Origin of the sequence: Porphyromonas sp. oral taxon 279 str. F0450 (assembly GCF_000292995.1) — a bacterium.
GTDB lineage: Bacteria > Bacteroidota > Bacteroidia > Bacteroidales > Porphyromonadaceae > Porphyromonas > Porphyromonas pasteri.
Genome location: NZ_ALKJ01000016.1, coordinates 81,766 through 105,666, shown reverse-complemented (window position 1 = coordinate 105,666; position 23,901 = coordinate 81,766). Strand labels below are relative to the sequence as shown.

20 protein-coding genes and 1 tRNA gene are annotated in these 23,901 nt (G+C 57.1%); 4 read left to right on the top strand and 17 right to left on the bottom strand.

Annotated elements, in window-relative coordinates:
* Positions 1 to 491 precede the first annotated feature (491 nt).
* Positions 492 to 1,418, top strand: coding sequence for a dimethylarginine dimethylaminohydrolase family protein (locus HMPREF1323_RS03365; protein WP_009432743.1), 927 nt, complete (start codon positions 492 to 494; stop codon positions 1,416 to 1,418).
* A 124-nt stretch (positions 1,419 to 1,542) separates the two neighbouring features.
* Here the strand turns inward: HMPREF1323_RS03365 and HMPREF1323_RS03360 are convergent, their stop codons facing one another.
* From HMPREF1323_RS03360 to HMPREF1323_RS03335, 6 genes are all read right to left on the bottom strand, one after another.
* Entirely contained in the window at positions 1,543 to 3,042 is a 1,500-nt protein-coding gene (locus HMPREF1323_RS03360; RefSeq protein WP_009432804.1) for an acetyl-CoA hydrolase/transferase family protein, read from the bottom strand.
* 139 nt (positions 3,043 to 3,181) lie between these two features.
* The gene (trmD, locus tag HMPREF1323_RS03355; protein WP_009432815.1) at positions 3,182 to 3,877 is read right to left on the bottom strand and encodes a tRNA (guanosine(37)-N1)-methyltransferase TrmD; all 696 of its coding nucleotides are present in this window, start codon (positions 3,875 to 3,877) and stop codon (positions 3,182 to 3,184) included.
* A 44-nt stretch (positions 3,878 to 3,921) separates the two neighbouring features.
* The gene (locus HMPREF1323_RS03350; protein ID WP_009432740.1) at positions 3,922 to 4,974 is read right to left on the bottom strand and encodes a hypothetical protein; all 1,053 of its coding nucleotides are present in this window, start codon (positions 4,972 to 4,974) and stop codon (positions 3,922 to 3,924) included.
* Positions 4,975 to 5,084: 110 nt separating this feature from the next.
* Positions 5,085 to 5,375 carry a hypothetical protein gene (locus tag HMPREF1323_RS03345; RefSeq protein ID WP_156795190.1) on the bottom strand — a complete coding sequence of 97 codons (291 nt, stop codon included), beginning with the start codon at positions 5,373 to 5,375 and terminating at the stop codon, positions 5,085 to 5,087.
* Positions 5,372 to 7,249, bottom strand: coding sequence for a heavy metal translocating P-type ATPase (locus HMPREF1323_RS03340; RefSeq protein ID WP_009432720.1), 1,878 nt, complete (start codon positions 7,247 to 7,249; stop codon positions 5,372 to 5,374). The genes HMPREF1323_RS03345 and HMPREF1323_RS03340 overlap by 4 nt, the downstream gene beginning before the upstream one ends.
* Positions 7,250 to 7,712: 463 nt before the next feature.
* Entirely contained in the window at positions 7,713 to 9,992 is a 2,280-nt protein-coding gene (locus HMPREF1323_RS03335) for an outer membrane beta-barrel protein (RefSeq protein WP_009432811.1), read from the bottom strand.
* An 806-nt stretch (positions 9,993 to 10,798) separates the two neighbouring features.
* Here HMPREF1323_RS03335 and gcvT point away from each other — a divergent pair.
* Positions 10,799 to 11,893 (top strand): glycine cleavage system aminomethyltransferase GcvT, encoded by a 1,095-nt coding sequence (gcvT, locus tag HMPREF1323_RS03330; RefSeq protein ID WP_009432771.1) that lies wholly within the window; start codon positions 10,799 to 10,801, stop codon positions 11,891 to 11,893.
* Positions 11,894 to 12,017: 124 nt separating this feature from the next.
* Here the strand turns inward: gcvT and HMPREF1323_RS03325 are convergent, their stop codons facing one another.
* The 10 genes from HMPREF1323_RS03325 to HMPREF1323_RS03280 all read right to left on the bottom strand — a co-directional run bounded on the left by HMPREF1323_RS03325 (position 12,018) and on the right by HMPREF1323_RS03280 (position 20,448).
* Positions 12,018 to 12,215, bottom strand: a complete 198-nt coding sequence (locus HMPREF1323_RS03325; protein WP_009432806.1) for a hypothetical protein — start codon at positions 12,213 to 12,215, stop codon at positions 12,018 to 12,020.
* Between the two features lie 148 nt (positions 12,216 to 12,363).
* Positions 12,364 to 12,939, bottom strand: a complete 576-nt coding sequence (locus HMPREF1323_RS03320) for a superoxide dismutase (protein ID WP_009432751.1) — start codon at positions 12,937 to 12,939, stop codon at positions 12,364 to 12,366.
* A gap of 90 nt (positions 12,940 to 13,029) precedes the next feature.
* Positions 13,030 to 13,485, bottom strand: coding sequence for a CYTH domain-containing protein (locus HMPREF1323_RS03315; protein ID WP_009432680.1), 456 nt, complete (start codon positions 13,483 to 13,485; stop codon positions 13,030 to 13,032).
* Positions 13,486 to 13,494: 9 nt separating this feature from the next.
* Positions 13,495 to 14,598: a Smr/MutS family protein gene (locus HMPREF1323_RS03310; RefSeq protein WP_009432757.1), complete on the bottom strand. Its 1,104-nt coding sequence runs from the start codon at positions 14,596 to 14,598 to the stop codon at positions 13,495 to 13,497.
* 33 nt (positions 14,599 to 14,631) lie between these two features.
* Complete coding sequence (locus tag HMPREF1323_RS03305; RefSeq protein WP_009432694.1) at positions 14,632 to 15,636, bottom strand: DUF6427 family protein; 1,005 nt, start codon at positions 15,634 to 15,636, stop codon at positions 14,632 to 14,634.
* A gap of 122 nt (positions 15,637 to 15,758) precedes the next feature.
* Complete coding sequence (gene purD / locus HMPREF1323_RS03300; RefSeq protein ID WP_009432767.1) at positions 15,759 to 17,048, bottom strand: phosphoribosylamine--glycine ligase; 1,290 nt, start codon at positions 17,046 to 17,048, stop codon at positions 15,759 to 15,761.
* A gap of 42 nt (positions 17,049 to 17,090) precedes the next feature.
* A complete protein-coding gene (locus tag HMPREF1323_RS03295; RefSeq protein ID WP_009432766.1) occupies positions 17,091 to 19,253 on the bottom strand; it encodes a S9 family peptidase in 2,163 nt (720 codons plus the stop codon).
* Between the two features lie 75 nt (positions 19,254 to 19,328).
* Positions 19,329 to 19,748, bottom strand: a complete 420-nt coding sequence (locus tag HMPREF1323_RS03290; protein WP_009432776.1) for a 6-pyruvoyl trahydropterin synthase family protein — start codon at positions 19,746 to 19,748, stop codon at positions 19,329 to 19,331.
* 161 nt (positions 19,749 to 19,909) lie between these two features.
* Entirely contained in the window at positions 19,910 to 20,131 is a 222-nt protein-coding gene (locus tag HMPREF1323_RS03285; RefSeq protein WP_009432701.1) for a hypothetical protein, read from the bottom strand.
* Positions 20,132 to 20,374: 243 nt separating this feature from the next.
* Positions 20,375 to 20,448, bottom strand: a tRNA-Ala gene (locus tag HMPREF1323_RS03280).
* 147 nt (positions 20,449 to 20,595) lie between these two features.
* Between HMPREF1323_RS03280 and HMPREF1323_RS03275 the strand changes: the two genes are divergently transcribed.
* Entirely contained in the window at positions 20,596 to 20,904 is a 309-nt protein-coding gene (locus tag HMPREF1323_RS03275; RefSeq protein ID WP_009432713.1) for a DUF4286 family protein, read from the top strand.
* Positions 20,905 to 20,943: 39 nt separating this feature from the next.
* Entirely contained in the window at positions 20,944 to 21,519 is a 576-nt protein-coding gene (gene ruvC / locus HMPREF1323_RS03270) for a crossover junction endodeoxyribonuclease RuvC (protein ID WP_009432818.1), read from the top strand.
* A gap of 847 nt (positions 21,520 to 22,366) precedes the next feature.
* On the opposite strand, the gene HMPREF1323_RS03265 is transcribed toward ruvC, so the two are convergent.
* Positions 22,367 to 23,824, bottom strand: coding sequence for a fimbria major subunit (locus HMPREF1323_RS03265; protein ID WP_083845345.1), 1,458 nt, complete (start codon positions 23,822 to 23,824; stop codon positions 22,367 to 22,369).
* Positions 23,825 to 23,901 lie beyond the last annotated feature (77 nt).

The window sequence follows — 23,901 nt, the reverse complement described above, 5'->3', positions numbered from 1 at the left end:
CAAACGCCTAATAACCAGCACCAGCCAGCCCACTGAGAGGGCATCGCAATGACTCTTGACACTCCGCGACTCACGCCCCGGAGCCTATGTACAATTTCACACAGCCCCCCCCCTTATATAGCTACCCGATTCACCCCTTTATGGAGGGAAAAAGTAACCTATATTGGTTCGCGCCGTGACCTATATTGGTCGCCGAGCCAACCTATATTGCTCCATTCTGCGACCTATATTGGTCCACGCGGCGACCAATATAGCTCCGACCAGCGACCAATATAGGTCGCAATACCATCCTCCAAAGATCCTCCTATCGCCCTCACGGAGAGCTCGATGCGAAGGGCCCGAAAAACAAGCAAATAGTGCAAACATCGGAAACCCCGCCGAGGCGAGCTTAGTCCCCAGCATAGCGCAAGGGAATCCAGCATAGAATCGTTATATTTGTAACAACGAGGGGAAGCTGACGCCCAGCCTCCCCGACTATCAAACAAATACCTATGGAACGGATCATCCCCCATGTCACCAACGAGACGGCTCGCCTACGAGCTGTCGTCCTCGGGCTCCCCGACAGTCTGGGCCCCATCCCCACCCTCCAAGAGACCTATGATGCCAAGAGCTACGAAGCCGTGAGCCGCGGGGTCTTCCCCAGCGAAGCCGATGTACGCCACGAGATGCAGTGCGTCCTCGACGTCCTCGATCGCTACGGCGTCCGCACGCTGCGCCCCGCCCCACTCACCGACTACAACCAGGTCTTCGCCCGTGACGTAGCCTTCACCATCGACGACACCCTCTTCATCTCCAATCTCATACCCGACCGCGAGCGGGAGACCGAAGCCTTTGCCAGCTCGATCTTCCCCCTCATCGACCCCGCACATATCGAGTCCCTCCCCGAGGCCGTCCACACTGAGGGTGGCGACGTACTCCTCTATGACGATATCCTCTTCGTCGGGGCGTACTTCGGCGACGACTACTCCAGCTTCAAGACCGCCCGCACGAACAGCTACGCTATCGACTTCTTCCGCGAGCGCTTCCCCCACAAGCGTGTCGTACCCATCGAGCTACGCAAGCACGACCGCGAGCCTGCTAAGTCCGTCCTCCACCTCGACTGCGCCTTCCAGCCCGTGAGCCGTGGCCGCGCACTCATCTATCGTGAGGGCTTCCTCCATGAGCGCGATGTCGCCCTCGTCGAGGAGATCTTCGGCCGTGACAACCTCTTCGGCGTCACCCCCGAAGAAGCTTACTATATGAGTACGAACGTCGTCTCCCTCTCGCCCGATGCCCTCATCAGCGACCGTCACTTCACCCGACTCAATGCCCACCTGCGTGAGGCGTGGGGTATGACCGTCGAAGAGGTGCCCTATCAGGAGATCTCGAAGATGGGTGGCCTCCTGCGCTGCTCGACGATGCCGCTCATCCGCGACTAAGCATCCGTAGCACCGCTCGCTACCCCACCCTACATACAGACAAAATGGCCGCCGCCCCGGCACTCCTCCGTCAAGAGGAGCACCGAGGCGGCGGCGCTTTTAGCTTAGAGCTATGCGGGTGGGCTTAGTTCTTCTTGTACTTAGACCAGTCGACGTTGCGCATATCACCCGAGGCTGCGATCTCCTGATGGAAGGCAAAGCAAGCATCAAGGCACTGAGGCGTCTGACCCTTCACACCGAGGTTGAGGTAGTCACGCAGCAGCTGCTTGTAGTCGGGGTGTACGCACTTCTCGATGATCTCCTCAGCACGCTGGCGGGGGCTCTTGCCACGGAGGTCAGCGATACCGTACTCGGTGATGATGATCTTCACAGAGTGCTCACTGTGGTCGAGGTGCGAGACCATAGGTACGAAGGCAGAGATCTTGCCGTCCTTAGCGGTAGAAGGCGTGGTGAAGATCGAGAGATAGCCATTGCGAGCGAAGTCGCCTGAGCCACCGAGACCATTCATCATACGCGTACCGTTGACGTGCGTCGAGTTGATGTTACCGAAGATATCAGCTTCGAGGGCGGTATTGATGGTGATGACACCGAGACGGCGCACGATCTCAGGATTGTTAGAGTATTCCTGGGGACGCAGCAGGAGCTTGTCCTTGAAGAAGTCGAGGTTGCCGTAGATCTCCTGGATGACAGGGCGCGTCACAGAGAGTGAGCAGCCGCTGGCGAACTTCACGCGACCCTTTTTCATCAGCTCGATGACAGCGTCCTGGATGACTTCGGTGTAGACCTCGAAGGCAGGGATCTGCTTGTTGTCTCCGAGAGCGCCGAGGACAGCGTTAGCCACGTTACCTACACCACTCTGCAGAGGGAGGAATTCCTTAGGCAGACGGCCAGCTTCCATCTCAGAGACGAGGAACTTAGCCACGTTGTCACCGATAGCCTTCGTGACATCATCGAGGGGAGCGAAGGCACCTTCGTCGTTGGGCTCGCTCGTACGGACGACACCGACGATCTTAGCAGGGTCGACCTTCACGAAGGGCTGACCGACGCGATCGCTGGGGCTATATACGGGCATATCACGGCGATGAGGAGGATCGAGAGGCTCAGCGATGTCGTGGATACCGCGGATTTCCTTGGGGTGCTTGTCGTTCAGCTCGACGATGATCTTGTCCGCCAGGCGGCAGATCGTGGGGAGGATACCGACACCAGAGGTGGGTACGATCTCACCGTCTTCGGTGACGTCAGCAGCTTCGACGATAGCGACGTCGATCTTGCCGAGGAAGCCATAGCGGAGCTCCTGAGCGAGCATCGAGAGGTGCATATCGAAGTAGGGGTGCTCACCGGCGTTGATGCCGTTGCGCATATCCTTGTTCGACTGGTAGGGCGTGCGGAACTTAACTGCACCTGCGCGAGCCAGTGCGCCGTCGAGACGGTCGCCCGTGCTGGCACCAGTGAACATACCTACCTTGAATGGGCGGCCTGCAGCGTGCTCTTCTTCGGCGCGCTTAGCGATAGCTCCAGGTACGACCTTGGGGCAACCTGCGGGGGTAAAGCCGCTGAAACCAATGTTGTCGCCGTCCTTTACGAGTGCGGCTGCTTCGTCAGCTGTGATAAACTTCAAAGCCATGATTCTTCGATTATAGTGTGTTATTTAGTGACTTATCTAAAGCGAAGCGACGGGCACACGAGAGGGTGCGGCCGCGGGCTTCCTACCCGAGGTCCCTCCGTAGTGACCCATCCTAAGGGCAAAATTAGGAATTAATTAGCTATTTCTCGTGCCCCAAGTGCTTCTTGTAGAGGTCGGGTCTCAGGCGCTTCGTACGCTCGAGGGCGCACTCCATCTTCCACGCTTCGATACGGGCGGCGTGTCCACTGAGGAGGACGTCGGGCACCTTCCACCCCTTGTAGTCGGCGGGGCGGGTGTAGATAGGTGGCGCGAGGAGGTCGTCCTGGAAGGTATCAGAGAGTGCACTCTCCGCGTCGCCGATGACGCCAGGCAGTAGGCGCACCACGGCATCCACCATGATAGCAGCTGGTAGCTCACCGCCCGTGAGGACGTAGTCCCCGACGGAGATCTCACGCGTGATGAGGTGCTCACGGATGCGCTGGTCGATGCCCTTGTAGTGGCCGCAGAGGATGATGAGGTTCTCCTGCAGGCTCATCTGGTTCGCGATGCCCTGATCGAAGGTCTCCCCATCGGGCGAAGTATAGATCACCTCATCGTAGTGGCGCTGGCTCTTGAGGTCGGCGATAGCGCGGTCGATCGGCTCGATCTGCAGGATCATCCCTGCCTCCCCCCCGAAGGGATAGTCATCGACACGGCGCCACTTATTCGTAGCGTAGTCACGGATATTGTGGACATGAAGCTCGAGGAAGCCCTGCTGCTGGGCACGGCCGACGATGGAGTGCTGGAGCGGGCTCTCGAGGAGCTCGGGCACGACGGTGAGGATATCTATTCGCACGTAGGGAATACTTATTTGATCGGGTTAGGCGGAGGGAAGGGGGATTAGTTCTTAGGTGTAGGGTCAGCGAAGTACGTATAGCTGATATTCGCCGTGTAGGTGGTCTTCGTCTTAGCGACACCCTTCTCGACGGTGACCTCCATCTTCGTGGGGAAGCCCTCGGTATTGGTCTGGGTATACTTCACCTCGTAGTAGTAGCGGTCGATGAGCTTGAGCAGGGGGAGCTTGTGCTCCTTGTCGGCATCATACTCAGCCTGCGTACGGGGGCCATGGGTCTCACGAAGCTCACGGACGATATCGCCCGTATCGCCATAGGTGTAGATCGAGACGGTAGCGCCATTGGGCTTCTTGAGATCCTGCTTAGCTACACCCACTGAGGTGTCGAAGGTGTGGATCTCTTCGAAGAGCTTACGCCCGTAGTAGTCCACACGCATACGCGCCTGCTCGTGGTAGAGCGCGCCCGTACCGCCGACAGCCTTGGGGTCGGTGACGAGGGTGAAGGTGCGGGACTCGATGATGGGATCCATGTAGGTGTAGTTCGTGCGCAGGACAGTCTCCTTGGGATTAGCCCCTCCAGCAGAATAATCATAGACGGTGCGGATGACACGGCTCAGGCGCGAGCCCTCGAGCTCATGCGTCACGTCAGCGACGAGACGACCTTGGGAGTCATATTCCTTGTAGTTGCTGACATAGCTGACCTGCGGGGAGAAGGGGCGATAAGTGTACTTCGTCTCGGTACGCTCCTTCGTGCCGGTGGCGGTGAGCTTCTCGACGACCTCACTGACGCGGTATCCCTGCTCATCGTAGGTATTCGTCGTCGTCTCGATGGGCTGCAGACTGCCCCCCGAAGCGGGGATGCCATAGACGACCTTCGTCAGAAGGCCACCCCTACGGCGGTAGACCTCTTCGGTGCGCTCCTCTTCGGTGCCTGCTGCAGAGAGACGGGTGATGACGCGCTTCTCTACCTTACCCGTGAGGGTGGAGAGGGGCTTGATTGATGGCACGTCGGGGGTGTTCTTTCCCTTACCAAGGCAGCTGGGCAGCATCAGAAGGGCTGCTGCCGACAGGGCGGTAAGGCGGCTGATGATTCTATTCATATCGGTCACATCATTGGGATAGGGATGCGGTGCTCTCGGGGAAAGGCTACACCCCTACATATTATACAATAGGTACTACAAAGCTAAGACAAAATGCACATATCGTCCTGTCACGCCCTCTGTGTGCAAAGCCCCCGAGCCACGGCTACTCTATGCAGGAAAAAGCGCTGCCTCACGATATGCGGGGAGACTTCGCGATAGCGAGCGAGGGGATAGCGAGCAGGCTTCGCTATCCCCTCGGCTCTATTTAGATGGAGTGTAAGGGCAGTATTCGTATTGAAGGGGTCGCGGGCAGAGAGCGTAGCACGTAGGTTGCCCATACGCTTGCTCACCGAAGCATCGATCCACCACTGGCGCTGGATGCGATAGAGCTCATAGAGCACTCCACTATAATAGGTCACACCGAGGTCGACCGTCCAATATGAGGGAGCACATTGCTGACACGCATGCTCCTTAACGCATTGAGTATGGCAAGTATGGTAACACCTACATCAGCAAACACGGCAGCCCACATGTTGACAACGCCCAACGCTCCCAACAGCAACATCAGGAGTTTGATGCCGATGGCGAATACGATGTTCTGTTTCACTATGCTTAACGTCTTGCGCGCTATCATCATCCCTTCGACGATATTCATGGGATTATCATTCATCAATACGATGTCGGCCGCTTCAATAGCGGCGTCACTGCCGACAGCCCCCATGGCAATGCCTATGTCAGCAAGTTTGATGACCGGAGCATCATTGATGCCGTCGCCGACAAAAGCGATGGGAGACCGAGCATGTTCTTTGCGCAGTGCTTCGACAAATCTCACCTTGTCTATCGGCAGCAGTTCGGCATGGAACTCATCTATGTTCACTTTTCCGGCAATATCTTTAGCCACATCACTACGGTCGCCTGTAAGCATGATTGTTTTTCCAACCCCGGAGGCTTTCAGCCTGGCGATGGTCTCGGCGGATTGCGGCTTTAGGTTATCGGAAACGACGATATGTCCCATATAAACGCTGTCTACGGCGACATGGACAATGGTGCCTATCTTTTCACATGACTGGGGGGGCACACCGGCACGCGACATAAGCTTTTCGTTTCCGGCATAAACCTTACGATTGTCGATGATTGCCATGACTCCTTCGCCTGCAATGTTCTCATAACCGGTCACTCTTGTTTTGTCCAATGGCAAATTGCAGGCATCCCGTATCGATGCCGACAAGGGATGGTCAGAAAAACTTTCCGCCAATGCAGCCAATTCTATAAGTTCATGCTCCGACATCATTTGGGAATATATGGCAGTGACCGAGAAATTGCCTTCTGTCAGAGTCCCGGTCTTGTCGAACACGACTGTTTTTATATGCGCCATCATTTCCAGATAGTTGGAGCTTTTTACGAGAATGCCCTTTCTTGATGCTCCACCTATTCCGCCAAAGAACGTCAGCGGGACAGACACGACCAGTGCGCAGGGGCAGGAAATCACCAGGAAAATCAGAGAGCGGTTTAACCAGACAAGCCATTCGCCGCCCACAATCAGCGGAGGAACCAAGGCGAGCAATGCAGCCACAGCCACGACAGCGGGTGTATAATAGCGTGCGAAACGGGTTATGAACTTTTCACTCTTCGCCTTGCCTGTATCCGCATTTTCTACCAAATCGAGGATTTTCGCAACGGTCGATTCTCCAAATGTCGCCGACGTACGGATATGCAGAACACCCGTGAGATTCAGGCTTCCGCTGATAACGGTATCGCCTTCGGAAACCTCACGCGGAAGGCTTTCACCGGTCAACGCCGCCGTGTCGAGAGTCGTACTTCCGGAGATTATCTTTCCGTCCAATGGTATTTTCTCTCCCGGTTTCACTACGATGATACTACCGACCGGGACATCCGATGGAGACACTCGTGTTAGACTTCCCTCTTTCTCGATATTAGCATAATCCGGACGGATATCCATCAATGCCGCAATCGAAGCCCGGCTTCGATCCACCGCTATATCGGAGAAAAGTTCCCCAATCTGATAGAACATCATCACTGCCACTGCTTCGGGGTATTCTCCGATGACAAATGCTCCGACGGTCGCAATAGTCATAAGGAAACTCTCACCCAAAAACTGCCCTTTGCACAAATTACGCAAGGCGGCATAAACGATGTCCGCACCGATTATGACATAGGCGATGGCACATAATCCGATGCGAATCTCTTCCGGAATAGCCGGAATATATGTCGCCATTAGCAAAACGATGCTCGCAATGATGCGTATCACTTTGATTTTTTGTTCTTTTTCCATAACCAATCATTTAATCCGCTGCAAAAGTACGGAATAAAAACTGCAACCAAGTTGCAAAGTCAGTCGTGTCGCTTGTTTCGGCAATCAGGGTAAAGACCTTTCAATAAATAATCGGCACTATACAACTCAAATCCTTTCGGATAATGCACCATCGGAATATAGGTATGGTCGAGACAGTATGTTTTATGGCAACTCTAACAGTAGAAATGACAATGTATTTTCCACTTGGAAGCGCAACACTTTGGTTGCAAATTCAGGTAGAAAACCTCGTGTGGCGTGTGGCAACCTAACTTCTTTCTCGGGCAGTTATTGAGGCTCCACTCAATCTCCTTAATCTCCTGCGCCGCCTCACGATATGCGGGGAGACTTCGGGATAGCGAGCGAGGGGATAGCGAGCAGGCTTCGCTATCCCCTCGGCTCTATTTAGATGGAGTGTAAGGGCGGTGTTTATACAGCTAATAGACTACTGAGCGGGGGTATTCATCCCTTCGCTTGCCCCCGTAGTGAGGCGCTTCAGGTCATCATACCGCGCACGCGTATCCTGCGCCTTGACGCTCTTCTTCCCCCAGCTGTAGGAGATGGTCAGCTCCAGGCGTGGGCTGTGCCAATTACGCTCGAAGGCCAGGCCGTTGACCTCCGGATTATAGCTCCCGCGCGCGATATTCGTATTGAAGGGGTCACGAGCGGAGAGCGTAGCACGTAGGTTGCCCATACGCTTGCTCACCGAAGCATCGACCCACCACTGGCGCTGGATGCGATAGAGCTCATAGAGCACTCCACTATAATAGGTCACACCGAGGTCGACCGTCCAATCCGCGGGGAGGCTGAAGCTATGGCGGTGCTGGACGAACTGGGTGTTGAGCGCGGCGCTGTAGTCGTTCGTCTCAATACGCCCCGCATCCCACTGGCGCTGGGCTGCTAGGATGGTGAGCGCCAGCCAGCTGAACTTCTTCTGGCTAACCAGCGGGAGGGGCAGGACCAGCAGTGCACGCAGCGTACGGCTGTAGTCGAGGTTGTACCGACGCAGGGTAATTCCACCCCCATACATCGGGGGTATAGCCTCTACGATGGGGTCCTCGGTATCGGTGTAGCTGAGCTCCAGCTGTGCCGCACGCATATAGGTATAGTTCAGACTCAGGCCCCTGCGATATGCTGTCCGCAGCTCAGAATTCCCCTTGCGCAGGAAGGCTGCCGAGGCTACGCTGGTATAGCCGAGGAGGTCACGGTAGCTCGGGCGCGTGTAGCTGGAGGAGTGGGTCAGGGAAAGCTCATGGTCGCGGGCAGGTGCGTAGCGGAGGGAGGCGGAGGTGAGAAGCTCAGAGCCTGAGCGGAAGAAGTCCCCCAAGCCACTGGCCAGGCTCCCCTTGCGGTCTTCGCCTGCGATGCGTAGACCCACAAAGCCAGAGACCTTAGGCAGACGGAAGCCCAGCTTCGTATAGCCCTCGATATTCCATTCTCTTAGCGTTAGCTCGTCCGCTCTACTGGTGAGGCGAGAGTCCACCGCTACACGGCTGACCTCGGCACCAGCGTAGAGAGTGAAGATGCTCGAGAGGCGATGCGCGAAGTCCAGGGCGATACGTGCGAAGCGGTTGTCATCCTTGGTCGCTACATCCATAGCTCCCTGATCTCGGCGCAGGTCGGAGCTCCCACGTGAGCCCTCGGCGGTCGTCTGTAGGCTCCAGCGACTGGCGCGGAAGGTATGGAAGAGCGTGGCGTAGAGGTTTGACCACTTTATGCGATTGCTCATCCCCTGCGAGAAGCGGAGACGCTCGTCGGCATAGTTCCCGAGGAATTGCGCCCCGAGGGAATGCCCCTTGCCCAGCGTGAGGTCCGTACCCAGACCGACCTGATGGGAGACTCTGGGATCGACACACAGGTCATCGACGACTCCCGAGGAGAGGGTCGTGGTCTCACGATAGCGCTTATTCCCCAGCGTGTAGGAGACGTAGGAGCGGCTGCGCCCATAGTTGAGATTGACCCGAGTGGAGAGCTGCTCGGAGAAGAGCTGATGGTAGGTACCGACCAGGCTGGTGAAGCCCTTGACCCCCTCGTCGGCTCGCGTCTTACGCTTGATATTCAGGATCGGCGTCGTCACTCCGCTGTACTCGACTCCTGGCTCACGGATGAGCTCGACCTGCGCGATTTCGCTCACAGACATCCCTTGCAGGAGGGCGATGACTTCGTCTTGTGACATACGCTGGGGACGACCATCGATGTAGACCGCCAGCGTGGAGATGCCGTAGAGCTTGAGCTTATTGGCGCCCTCTATCTGCAGGCCAGGGATGAGCTTCAGCCCGTCCAGCACACTACCCCCACGAGCTTTGGCGAAGGCGGCTTCACCGAAGATGAGGGTCGAGCCTTCGTAGCGCACAAGGGGAGTCTTCCCCTCTACGACGACCGCCTCCAGCTCGCGGGTCAGCTCTACGGGAAGCGTACCCAGCTGGAGCCGCCCCGCAGGGAGCTCCAGCGAAGGGCGAAGGATGATGGTCTGCTGGACGAAGGTGGCTGCAAGGCGATACGTACCCGTCGTAGCCTTGAGGAGAAAGTACCCCTTCTCATCGGTGATCGCACTAAAGGGCGTGTCCGCTCCGTCGGCGGTACGCAGTACGACGAAGGCATTCACCAGGGGAGTCTTGTCCGTCTTGCTGACGAGGGTCCCCTCCAGCCACGCCTCGTCGGGACTTTGGGCTCTGAGGACTCCTCCGAAGGCAAGGACGAGGAGGAGAAGTAGGATGTGTCTCATAGGCTTATCTTCTCTTTGCTTAATTCTCTTTCCCACGTGAAGCGTGGGCAGCGTGTGGATTTAGTTGATAGAGAGGACGCGTCCTCCCACGTGAAGAGCTTACGCTATGTAAAGGAACGAATAATCCACCATATATAGTAGGGCTCTCGCAAGAATCTGTGCGACAGCCCTCTGCAAGGTCAGTTTTTCGACCAGTACTGGTCGGTGAAGTGACCAGTACTACTTCACATCGCGACCAGTACTGGTTACCAGGGGTGACCAGTACTGGTTCGACCGCTGACCAGTACTGGTCGCTTTTGCCCCCTGCGGTACACAGCGGAGAGATAGCCCCTAAGCAGGTGCCTTTAAGTCGGAGCAATCCCCCTTACTACAACGACTAATACCCCCAAGCCGAGAGGGCTCAGTCTCCCCCCTCACGGAGAAGGGAGAAATGCCCCACCGCACCTCTTCGAGAGCAACCTATATTGGTCGGCGAGCTGACCTATATAGGTTCGCTTCGTGACCAATATAGGTACATACCATCGACCTATATAGGTCAGCCCGCCGACCAATATAGGTTCACACCACCCCCTCACGGAGGAAGGGCAAAAGGGCCTATACGACATAGCAGTTTGCCCTCAGCAAGAGACACAAAGAGACCACACGAAGAGGGCTCGACAGACAGCGCTTCGACCCCCACCGAAGTGGGCTGAAACGCCCTCCTTTTCTATAATATTTTAGGATGTCAAGCTGTATAGGTTAGTTCCGTAGAACTCCTTACCTTTGATGTGCAAGTACAGCTCACAAACTACATTAAAGCAACCAACATGAAGACAACTCCATTCACCGAGATCCACAAGGCCTTAGGTGCCAAGATGCACGAGTTCGCAGGCTATGATATGCCCATCGAGTATCCTACGGGGATCATCGAAGAGCACATGACCGTCGTCAAGGGTGTCGGCGTATTCGACGTCTCACACATGGGGGAATTCTGGGTCAAGGGCCCCAATGCCCTCCAGTTCATCCAAGATATCACCACCAACGACGCCTCTAAGCTCAAGGTCGGTGACATCCAGTACACCTGCTTCCCCAACGAACAGGGGGGTATCGTCGACGACCTCCTCGTCTACCACTACGAAGATGAGAAGTACCTCCTCGTCGTCAATGCCGCTAATATCGAGAAGGACTGGGCTTGGTGTCAGTCGCACAACGCCGCTGGCGCTATCCTCGAGAACAGCTGTGACAACGTCGGTCAGCTCGCCATCCAGGGCCCTCTGGCACAGCAGGTCCTGCAGCGCCTGACGGATGTAGACCTCTCTACCATCCCTTACTACACCTTCAAGGTCGGCACCTTCGCTGGCTGCCCTGAGGTCATCCTCTCCAACACGGGCTACACCGGTGCTGGTGGCTTCGAGATCTACTTCTATCCCCAGTACGGTGAGAAGATCTGGAACGCTATCTTCGAAGCAGGTAAGCCCGAAGGCATCCGCCCCATCGGTCTCGGCGCTCGCGACACGCTCCGCCTCGAAGTCGGCTTCTGCCTCTATGGCAACGATATCTGCGACACCACCTCTCCCCTCGAAGCTGGTCTCGGCTGGATCACGAAGCTCATCCCCGAGAAGAACTTCCCCAGCAAGGCATTCTTCGAGCAGCAGAAGGCCGAGGGCATCAAGCGCAAGCTCGTCGCCTTCAAGCTCTCTGACAAGGGTGTACCCCGCTCACACTACGAGATCGCTGACGCAGACGGCAACATCATCGGCGAGGTAACCTCCGGCACCATGTCCCCCACCCTCAAGACGGGTATCGGTATGGGCTATGTGAAGAAGGAATTCTCCGCTATCGGCACGCCTATCTACATCGTAGTACGTGGCCGTAAGCTCGCTGCCGAAGTCGTCAAGCCCCCCATGCGCCTCGTCGACTAAGCTCGCCCTCCCTTAGCCTGCACGGGATGTGGGCTACACGCAAAAGCCCCAGACGGCTCTCCCACCTCGCTCGGAGGTGCGATGAGCCGTCTGGGGCTTGTCTTTTGTCAGTCGGGGCTATCCCTTAGTGCTTGGGCTTCTCGCTCCGCCCGTCAGCATTCTTCTGCACGAAGTAGAGGACGCCGAGGAGGTTGATGACGCCGAGGCCTGCTGCCATACCGACGATCATACGCTGTGCCTCATTAAGGAAGAAGAGCGAGACGACCGCTGCGACGATGACGAGGATGATGAGCCCGATGATAATCTTCTTGATCAGCTGCATAGTGTGTCTATTAATTGTTGCACGGGCAAAGCTACGACAATTCTCCCGCACTGCCGCCCTCTCCCCGCGATAAAAAGGCTTCGCCCCCCGCTCACCCAAAGAGGCGAGCGGAGGGCGAAGTATCGAGAATTAAAAGAAGCGTCTACGATTAGTAGCGGCTGGCTACGACGTCCCAGTCGACGATAGCCCAGAGATCCTTGACGTGGTCAGCACGACGGTTCTGGTAGCTCAGGTAGTAAGCGTGCTCCCATACGTCGACACCGAAGAGAGGACGGAGACCCTGGACGACAGGGTTGCTACCGTTAGGCTCCTTCGTGATGACGAGTTCGCCGTCAGCCTTAGCAGCGAGCCAAGCCCAGCCCGAGCCGAAGAGCGTGGTGCAAGCCGTGAGGAATTCCTGCTGGAATGCCTCGAAGCTGCCCCACTTAGCTACGATAGCATCGAGGAGCTTACCCGTAGGCTGGCCACCCTTGTTGGGACCGAACTGCGTGAAGTAGAGGTTGTGATTCAGGAGCTGACCTGCGTTGTTGAAGATAGGGCCTTCGCTCTTGCGAACGAGTTCTTCAAGAGGGAGCTCAGCATATTCCGTGCCTTCGATGAGGCCATTCAGCGTATTGACATAGCCAGCGAGGTGCTTACCGTGGTGGAAAGAGAGGGTCTCAGCGCTGATAGCAGGCTCGAGGGCATTGGGAGCGTAAGGGAGTTGGATGAGTTCGTACTTCATCTGTGTAATTGTTTATTGGGCGTGATTAAATCGGACAAATGAGGGAGGGCATTCGCCCTGTCCTATACTGAACTAACCCAATTAAGTCCATTATTGTTTGCTTCGGGCCAGCGCACTATTGTAGTAGCGGGGATCGCCCGTCACCTCTTTGCCCACCCAGGGCGGTAGGTCGAAGGTCTCGTCTTCGCTCTTCAGCTCCAGCTCCGCCAGGCAGAATCCCTCGAGATGACCCGCAAAGAGGTCGACCTCCCACGTATGCCCGTGGTAAGGGACGAGGTAGCGCGTCTTCTTCAGACGGTGCCCTCCGCACAGCTCGAGAAGTGCCTCGGCATCCGCCAGAGGTATCTCATACTCGTACTCATCACGCACCAGCCCCTTGGCATCGGAGGGTGTCTTCAGCGTGAGGAAGCCCTGATCGCCACGGCGACGCACGCGCACCGTGGGCCGTGTCGAGTGGAGGTAGCCCTGATCAATATGCAGCGCATCGGTAGCCTCGGCGAGGAAAGCCAGCGAGGTCACGAGGAACTTACGTTCGATCTCTTTCATAGCCGCCGCTTAGCCGATAGTCACTTGCGTAGCGCCATAGCCGTACTCCTGGAAGGACGCATCCTGGAAGCGGCACGTGGGGTACTTGCGTCGTAGCTCACGCTCAATAGAAGCTCTGAGGACACCATCCCCCTTCCCATGGATGAAGACGATCTTACGCCCACGCTCCCGTATATGCTCCTGCATCGTGCGGTGGAAGTAGTCACGCTGATAGTCATGGATATCTGCGCTCGACATACCTGCCGTCGTCTCGAGGATCTCCGATGCATGGAGGTCGACGACGAGAGGCTCATCACGGCGAGGAGCAGAGGCCATAGCCTTTGAAGCAGGCTTCTTATCCTCCTTCTTCGTCTGCAGGGCAGAGGCCAAAGCAGATGTGTCCACCTCGGGCTGCGCCTGCTCAGCGCCACGCTCTACGATGGGGAGCATCAGCGCATCGTCGGTGAAGTAGTCGTTGGGGCGGAAGGAATGGAGCTTGAAGAACTTCGTCACTTCGAGCTTGAGGCGTACCGAAAGGGGGTTCTGCAGCTTCGTGATCACCCCGTCGTGGAAGGGAAGTATCTGTACGGCGAGCTGCTCAAGGTCATTGAGATCAGCCGGGGCAAACTCCTCTAGGAAGGCATCACCATGAGGCTCGATCGTACCCGTAGAGCGTACCTTATAGCCCGTACCCACGGCACTCAGATAGACGTAGTAGAGGGTGAAGCCGCTGTAGTTGACGAGGTAGGCTTCGTAGTTCGTCAGCCCGAGCTTAGCGCGATCCTGCGGGAGGAAAGCCAGCTGTACGGTCAGCTCATCTTCGCCAGCACGCAGGGGACGAGCAGGGCGAGGATCAGGAGCAGCGGGGCGACGCACCTCGCCGGGTGCGGGAGCAGCGGGCTCCGTACGCCCCTGACGGAGCTTCTCCTGAATGATCTTCGGAGGGCGAATCTCAGGGATGAAGGTGTCGCCCGCTTCGACGACGACGCAGTCCTTGAGCGGTGTGGGGATCTCGAAGCCGTCGGCATCTTCGACCCAAGCCGTATCAGCGGTGATGCGAGCCACACGCCCGCCCCCGACCGTATTGAGGAAGCGCACTTGGCTCCCTACCTGTACATTGTTAGGGTTATGCATAGAGGAGAGGAATAAGAGAAATGATAGAGCGCCTTAGCCTACCCGGCGAAAGAGCTCAAAGAACCCCAGCACATAGAGATACTGGCTGAGGAGCAGGACGAGGAGGATGGAGCGCAGGACGAGCGCCATACGCTGCGGGAGCATACCCATCCCTCGCGCGATGAGGAAGGCGATGGGTAGCAGGGTGAGCTGGAGGAGCGCAGCCGATTCGCCAGCCACGAAGGGCACAGCGAGAAGGAGGACGAGCGGATAGAGCTGCATCGTCGAGAAGAGGTCACGGTGCCGCACACTCTCCCGATAGTAGCGACGACGATAGAGCAGGTAGCCGACGAAGAAGGTGACGAGCACCACGGCATACGACGCGAGGGGCACAGCCTCAAAGCTCTTCAGCTCCTGGGGCATCGGGAGCGGGAAGGCTCTCAGCGCAAAAGCCCCATAGGCCTGCAGCGCCCCATTCCCCATCAAGAGAAGGACGGGCACGAAGAGCCACAGCGGGAGGATCACCCCGATGAGGAGCGCAATGATGGGTCGCCAAGCGATGGAGCGCAGGTGGTATTGGCCCCAGATGATGACGGGGACCAGTAGGAGGTAGACGGGAGAGACCAGCGAGAGGACACCTACGAGAAGCCCGATGAAGAGGCTGACGCGTGGCTGGTGCGTATCCTGATACGTGCCAAAGCTCAGGAGCAGGATGAGGAGCTGGAAGATAAGTGCCCCCGCCGAAAGGATACCTATAGAGGGCGTCGTCGTGAAGAGCGCCACCATGAAGAGTACCAGCAGTGGACGCTCCACACGCTCGATGAGCAGGAAGTATTCCCCGATATAGATAGCGAAGGCAGAGAAGCCAGCCAGTACCAAGAGCCCAGCCAGACGATAGGTCCATGCCGTCGCCACGGGAAGTAGCGGCACGAGGACACCCGCCCCTTCGCTTACCTCACCCGTAGCAGGTGGGAGGAGGTACACAAGGAGGAAGGTGAGGAGCCATAGAGTGAACTCCAGCCAATTGGTACGCTGTCGCGAAGAGGTGAAGCGAGACATATCAAGGGGATAGCTGGTGGGAGGGCAGAGATACCCTCACGAGGAGAGGGTAAAGAAATGCCTACGAGAAGGGGCTACCCGTTAGTAGTCATCCTTCTCATAGGCATCTTTATCTGTGGGAGCTACGAAAGCTTCAGGAGGTCTTGACCGATATCACGACGAAGCGTCTTACCGGTGTACTGCACGCGATCAGCGAGCTGGTAGCAGCGCTCCAACGCTTCGGCAAGGGTTGAGCCAAGACAGCTGGCGGTGAGGATACGCCCACCCGAGGTAACGAGATGACCCGAGTCATCGCACGAGGTACCGGCATGGAAGAGCAGCGAGTCGAAGGTCGGTGCGTGGGGATAACTGATGGGGATCCCCTTAGCATAGCTCTCGGGATAGCCCTCGGAGACGAGGACCACGGTAGCAGCATACTGAGAGGACTCCTCGAGCTGATAGTCGCCGAGATGGCCACGAGCCATACGCTCCAGGAGCTCAACGAAGTCAGAGTCAATACGCAGCATCACCGACTCGGTCTCGGGGTCGCCCATACGGCAGTTGTACTCGATGACGTAGGGGTCGCCACCTACGTTCATCAGCCCAGCGAAGATGAAGCCACGATAGTCGATGCCTTCGGCACGCAGCCCTTCGATAGTGGGGCGGATGACACGCTCCTCGACGCGCTGCATGAAGGCTTCGTCAGCGAAGACCACGGGAGAGACGGAGCCCATACCACCGGTATTCAAGCCCGTATCGCCCTCGCCAATGCGCTTGTAGTCCTTAGCAACAGGGAGCACGCGCCAGTCACTACCGTCCGTAGCGATGAAGACCGAGCACTCGATACCATGGAGGTACTCCTCGATGACGACACGCGTGCTGGCAGATCCAAAGCGCCCCGAGAGGAGCCCACGCAGCTCCCGCTCGGCTTCCTCGAGGCTCTCGCTGATGATGACGCCCTTACCAGCCGCCAGACCGTCAGCCTTCAGCACGTAGGGAGGCTGGAGGGTCTTGAGGTAGTCGATGGCCTCACTGAGAGTAGACTTATCAAAGGTACGGTAGGCCGCAGTGGGGATACCGTAGCGCTGCATGAACGCCTTGCTAAAGTCTTTACTTCCCTCGAGCTGAGCTCCCTTGGCATCGGGCCCCACAATAAGGAGGTCCGTCAGACCTGCTTCGCCATGCAGATAATCGACGATCCCCTCGACCAAGGGGACCTCGGGCCCTACGACGAGGAGCTCAATATGCTCCCGACGGATCAGGGCCGCGATGGCAGCGAAGTCCGTCACCCCGATACGCGGCATACACGTACCGTAGAGTGACATACCCGGATTGCCTGGCGCGATGAAGAGCTGCGAGAGACGGGGACTGCGAGCGATGCGCCATGCCAGGGCATGCTCACGCCCCCCCGAGCCCAATAGAAGAATGTTCATACAACTGATAAGATAATAAGTAGGATGATGGCGAGTGGACGACTACAGGTGATCCATGAAGTAGCGCGCCATCGTATAATTGAGGTGGACACGATCGACCCCGAGGACGTTGTGCTTATGTTCGGGGTAAATCATGTAGTCTGGATACGTCCCAGCCTTGACACAGGCATCGACGAAGAGCTGCGTGTGCTGCCAGACGACCGTGGGGTCAATGGTACCATGGATGAGGAGCAGGCGGCCCTTGAGGTTGCCCGCACGCAGGGAGAGGTTCGTCTCCTTGTAGCCCTCGGGGTTGTCCTGCGGGCTATCCATATAGCGCTCCCCGTACATGATCTCGTAGCGAGCCCAGTCGGTGACGGCACCACCAGCAGAGCCTACCTTGAAGACATCGGGGTAGGTCAGCATGAGGTTTGTCGTCATGAAGCCACCATAGCTCCAGCCAGCCACACCGATGCGGTCGGCATCGACGTAGGGCAGGCTCTTGAGGAAGTCTACGCCCTTCATCTGGTCGGCCATCTCATTCTTCCCGAGGTGGCGGTGGATGACCTGCTCGAAGGCTGCCCCACGGTGGGCTGAGCCTCGGCCGTCAACGGTGAAGATGACGAAGCCCTTGGTAGCCATATAGAGGTCCCAGCCGAGGCAACCTGCGTGGAAGCGGTTCTGCACGAGCTGAGCGTGAGGGCCATTGTAGACGTAGACGATCGTGGGATACTTCTTCGCAGGGTCGAAGTTCGTAGGCTTGAGGAGGCGGTAGTGGAGGTCCGTCACGCCGTCAGCAGCCTTGATCGTACCGAATGTGATCTCAGGATTGATGAAGCCAGCTTCGGGATCCTTCGACTGGTAGAGGGTAGCGATAGGCTTGCCCGTAGCGACAGAGAGGAGGCGGTTCTCCGTGGGGTTCTTCAGCGACTCATACGTATCGAGGAGGTACTTCCCATCCGAAGAGAGCTGACCGACGTGCCAGCCAGCCTGTGGGGTGAGGATGCGCATCTTGCGACCGTCGATGCTGACCGAGGCGATGACACGGTCAATGGGGCTCAGCTGCGTGGAGCTGTAGACGATGGTCTTACCGCCGTCAGCGAAGCCGAGGAAGTCAGTGATCTCCCACTCGCCACGGGTGATCTGCCCGAGGAGCTTCCCATCGACATTGTAGCGATAGAGGTGCGTGTAGCCGTCACGGCGCGTCTGCCAGACGAACTCCTTATCACGCCCAGGGATGAAGCGCATGGGCCACTGGGGCTCGATGTACTTATCGTTGTGCTCCGAGAAGAGGGTCTTGATGTAGTCACCCGTAGCAGGGTCGTAGGCCTTGAGGTCCATGTGATTCTGCTCACGGTTGACCTCTGCGATATAGACCGTCTTACTGTCGGGAGCCCAAGAGATATTCGTCAGGTACTTCTCCTTAGGCTCACCCGTCTTGATGTAAGTGGTCTTCCCCGAAGCCACGTCATAGATCCCGAGGGTCACGTGGTGGCTGGGCATACCAGCCATGGGGTAATAGAGCTTCTCCTCGGTAGCCTTGCGGGTATTGATATGAACGAGGGGATAAGGAGTCACCATGCTCTGGTCCATGCGATAGAAGGCCAAGCGGCTCCCGTCGGGGCTCCAGAAGAGCCCGCCATTGATCCCGAACTCATTCTGATGCACGCTCTGCCCGTAGACGAGTGTGGGCGTGCCATCGGTCGTCAGCTGCTTCGACGAGCCATCGGGGAGGAGGAGGAAGAGGTTGTTGTCTCGTACAGCCACAGCGTGCTTAGCACGAGGAGCCAGAGCGAAGGCCTGCTCAGCACGGCCAGCGCGCTCAAAGGCTGCGAGCTGCTTCTTCGTCTGTGGATCGATGAGGTAATGCTTCTTGCCGAAGGGGATAAGGAGCCCCTCATCTACGACGGAGAAGGGCGTGAAGTACTTAGCCCCCGCGCCCTTTGTTGCCTCGCCGATGATCGCGAGGAACTCATCCTGACTCAGCAGGGTCTTCTCTGGGTGAGCGGCTGTCGGCGTGCCGATCATGAGGCGCGTGCTATCGATGTACACATAGTCGCTACCGAGCCAGCGAAGGGAGCGGAGTGAGGTACGACGGAGCGCCTTGGGCGAGCCGAGCGTATATTCTTCGAGGGTGGGGCTACGGTGCTGCTCCTGCGCGGGAAGCTCAGTCACCGCGAGGGTGGTGGTCGCCATAGCAAGTAAAGCTAACGTACGGATGTTCATCATTGCTTAGTTATAGTGTGAGTAGTAGTCGATCCTATCTACAAAGATAGTCAATGTCCCGGCTTCTCTGGGGCACTAAAGCTGATAGGAAGCGGAGCACTTACGGGTCTCCTCGACGCGGCATGCCTCGAGTGTAATCCCTGTCCCCTCGAGCTGCTGAGGCCCGACGACGGAGACCAGGTGCATGGCGATCTGCTCAGCCGTAGGATTGAAGGGGACGACGCACAGATCCTCAGGTACCAGACGGCGTAGCTCGGGGAGCAGTGGGTCTTCAGCCCAAAGCACCATCTTGTGGTCCCAATTCTCCTCAAGCCACTGACACAGACGCTCCTTGATCTCGGAGAAGTCAATGACGCGCCCTACCCCATCCAGCTCGGGAGCCGTGCAGATGAAGTGGATGCGATAGTTGTGCCCGTGCAGATGACGGCACTTGCTCTCGTGCCCGACGACACGGTGGCCCATACTGATATCGTGGTAGCGCTCTACTGTGATCATATCTATCCTATTAGCTATACAAAGATACGGCATCTTGCCCATAGCCTAAAGGGCGAAGACCACCCAGAGGCAGGGCACCTCGGCCCCTATAATGGCGCACGGGCACGACATCTCCGAGGGAGACATCGTGCCCGTGGCTAATCAGTAGGTCGGACCTATGCTTACTTAGCCATAGAGTCAACAGCAGCCTTAGCTGCAGAAGCAGCTGAGTCGATAGCTGCGCCAGCAACGCCAGCAGCGCTGTCAACCGTAGAAACTACGCTTTCAACCATCGTAGCGCTGTCCATAGCCGTAGAGTCCTGAGCGTTCTGCTCGTTGTTACCTGCACATGAAGCAAAAGCAGCTGCTACAGCTACAAATGCGAATGCGAAAAACTTCTTCATCTTTCTTTCTTACGTTAATTAGTTATTGATTTCGAATTCGTAATGAATAACACTGCAAATATACGGCAACAATCCGTTTCGGCAATAAACCAAGACGTCTGAGCTACCGTGATCGCAGGGGATTTCTTCCGTTATCCACCCGCTGACAAGCGTCGTTGAGGGCCTTTTTCTCATTAGGCAACCTCCTGTGCGCCTTCGCAGTATTATACAGACAAGGGGCTGTGAAGCACCCTCAGAGCTGCGTGGAGTATAGCGGACTCGAACCGCTCACCTCGACACTGCCAGTGTCGCGCTCTAGCCAGATGAGCTAATACCCCATATAATATATAAGTGTGACGAGATCCGCTTGATCTTCATTGTCGGTGCAAAGGTAGTAAATATTTTATTTCAAAGTATCTTTGCCCCAATAAGAGAGCGAAAAAAAAATCTCGCACTCACCACCCTCTTTCCCCACAACGATCCCGATGATCCTATACAATACGACCTTCGTCCTTGCCCCTCAGACTCAGCAGGCTTTCCTGGCGTTCATGCGCGAGGTTTACCTCCCTGCACTCCATGCTGATAGCCTCGTACAGCACCCCCGCCTGCACCGCATCGTACCCCACGAAGAGCACCCCGAGGCACTCTCCTATGCCCTGCACTTCTACGCCGAGGGAGAGGTACACCTGCAGGACATCCTCTCGAATACGGGGCTCCGCCTGGCCGATCTCCTCACCAAGCAGTTCGGCGAAGCGGTCTTAGGCTTCAGCACGATCATGCATGTGGTCGACTAATCACCTGCCACCGAACTATACCTTATATAAGGAGTAGCTATGTCAGAGCGCATCATCATGGGCATCGACCCCGGGACCATCGTCATGGGCTACGGCCTCATCGAGGTCCGTGGGCAGGAGGCACGTCTTTTGGCTCTCGGGGTCATCAGCCTCAGCAAGTACGAGGACCATTACCTACGCCTCAAGCGCATCTTCGAGCGGGTGCAGGGCCTCATCGATGAATTCCACCCTGACGAGCTGGCTATCGAAGCCCCCTTCTTCGGGAAGAACGTCCAGAGTATGCTCAAGCTCGGCCGCGCCCAAGGTGTGGCGATGGCGGCAGCCCTCACGCGCGATATCCCCATCACCGAATACGTCCCTATGCGTATCAAGCAGGCCATCACAGGGAACGGCGCTGCCTCCAAGGAGCAAGTCGCGGGCATGGTACAGCGCTACCTGAAGATCCCTCAGGATCAGATGCCCCGCGAACTTGACGCCACCGACGGCCTCGCAGCCGCTCTCTGCCACCACTTCCTCACCTCCTCTCCCCTACGCTCCGCCTCTGCAGGCGCCACGAAGAACTGGGCAGACTTCGTCAAACAGAATCCCTCCCGCATCAAGGGGCTGAAGAAATAGCCACGCCCCCAATCCTCTCCCCCGAGAACACCACCAGCTCTGCGCCCAGCCTACCAGCGCAAAGCGCCACGCACAATCCCCCCCCACACACATACGCGTCACACCGCCCCTCGAGAAGGGTGTGGTGCGACCTATATTGGTCGATGAGCGAACCTATATAGGTCACCAATAGTAAGCTATATTGCTTCGCGCGCGGACCTATATAGGTTCACCCGCTGACCAATATAGGTTACTCCTACTCCCCTGCACAAAGGCATATACCTCCATCGCATAGAGCCCCGAAAACAAGGGCTATTTACCCTTAGAAAAGCACGAGTGAGAAGGGGGGACTCCAAGGAGCTCCCATCCCTTCACAATAGAAAAGCCCAACTCCATCCATTCGATGAAGCTGGGACACCCTTCGCTAAATATTTTAGTATTTTCCGAGCAAAACATCGCCCTATCTCGCTGATGCAAAGCGTAAAAAAGGATGGAGATACCCCATCCTTTTTACTATTAAACCCGCCTTTTTCTGGTTATCCGTGGGGACACTTGTAAAGGGAGATTAAAGTTTTTCGGCGGCGCGAAATTGCTTGTTTTTGCGCAAGAAACTTCACACCTTTGTTATACCAATTCGAAGCAATCTTATCGTGCCTCAAATCTAACGGTCACCTCACCGGACCAGCGCCTGACAAATACACATGGATTGTACGGCCTCAGCTCTTCCTCCTTCCGAGCTGAGGCCGCTTTCTATCTATAACGTCCACACTCATCATCTGGTTCATCCCCACCACTCATAGAGCGAAGCCCCGCACCACAGCTGATGCTGAGTGCGGGGCTTATACTTTACTCGGATGAATATGGGCAGCTACAGATGCGCCTCATGCGAACGGGTGACGACTGGCCTCACATGCACGACCGAGCGCAGGTCGCGCTCCTCAGTCAGGGGGCGCTGATCCTTCGACAGGTCAGGGGGCAGTGCTGAGCCAGGGCGCAGGATGCGTGTCAGGTGGATGCGGTACTCATTGCCACGCACCAGCCCGTAGCGCCCATGCGCTGTCTTCTCGGGAGCTTCGCTATCATCGAAGTGGCGGATGGGGATCGTATAGTAGCAGTAGCCACGATGATGGAAGCTAATCCCATGAGACTCAAAGGGTGCAGACAGCGAGCCCTCCGTCAGCGCAGCCTCTTGGACAGCCTGCTGGAGACGTGCATTATCCGCCTTCCCCGTCTTGATGATTTGGCGTAGCTCATGCTCTGCATAGTACAAGCCATCGAAGCTGAACCAGCCTTCATCGCCCTGCAGGCTAAGCCCCGCAGGGATATAGGGGAAGCGCAGGATGACCGTGGGGACACCTCCGACGAGGTAGGCCGTAGGAGGCACGGTCGTCTCGCGGATGTAATAAGGCTGACTCTTACGTGCCGCATCGAAGGCAGCTTCATTCGCGAGGAAGGCAGCACGTGGGAGCACCACCGCGGTCTTCCCGAGCACCATATCCTGAGTATAGTGAGCGAGGTACTCGCCGAAGTTCGTCGGGGCTGCGGTCGACCACTTCTCATAGAGGTAACTCGAGGGATAGCGGTCTGCAGCAGCCGAGCCATCGCCCGCCGTCTCCTTGACGCCCGAGCGCAGAAGTCCCAGCGGACGGAGTGGTGCCGTATAGCGCGTGACACCCGTCACCAGATAGTCCGCAGGAGCACTCCCCCGTGTGACACCCGAGGGGAGCTCGGGCTCACCATAGACGAAGACGCGTGCGAGAGCTGGCTCCAGAGTCACCTGCAGCTGAGGGGTCGACGCTCCGAAGGCGGAGGCAGGCACCGAGATCGCCCCCTGCTCATTGAGCTGGGAGACGGTGAGCTTAGAGCCCGAAGCAGTAGAGAGCCCATCTACAAAGAGGGTCATGTAGCCCGTGACGGCGCTCAGCGGACGGCCGATAGCTATCTGCTCCAGCAGCGGGCGGGTGGCATTCGCCACGACGACGAGCTTATAAGCCCCCTCGGGCAGAGAGAGATTGATGTCCTTCAGCTGCTCGGTAGAGGTAACCTTGACCTCACGAAGCTGAGTGGAGAGCTGAGTCGCCTCCGAATAGAAGGCAAAGTGAAGCGTGGAGATCTGGAGCATCGGATCCTCTTCGTCAAGTCCGCGCAGGGCAATGCTCCGTGGTGCACGTACCGAGAGGTGCAGGGTCGACGAGCCTTCTTTAGGCTGGGGATTAGGCAGAGGCAAGCCATTATCTCGGGCGCTACAGGCAGCGAGAAGCAGAAGGGAGAGGGACAAGGAAAGGGCACGCCGTATGGGCGCACCAAGGGGTAATGTGTAGCTCATGATGGATGTGTTTTGGTGTGGTAGAAGGAGGGAAAGCAATAGCCCCCGAAGAACTCCCAGGAGGGAAGGCTTCGGGG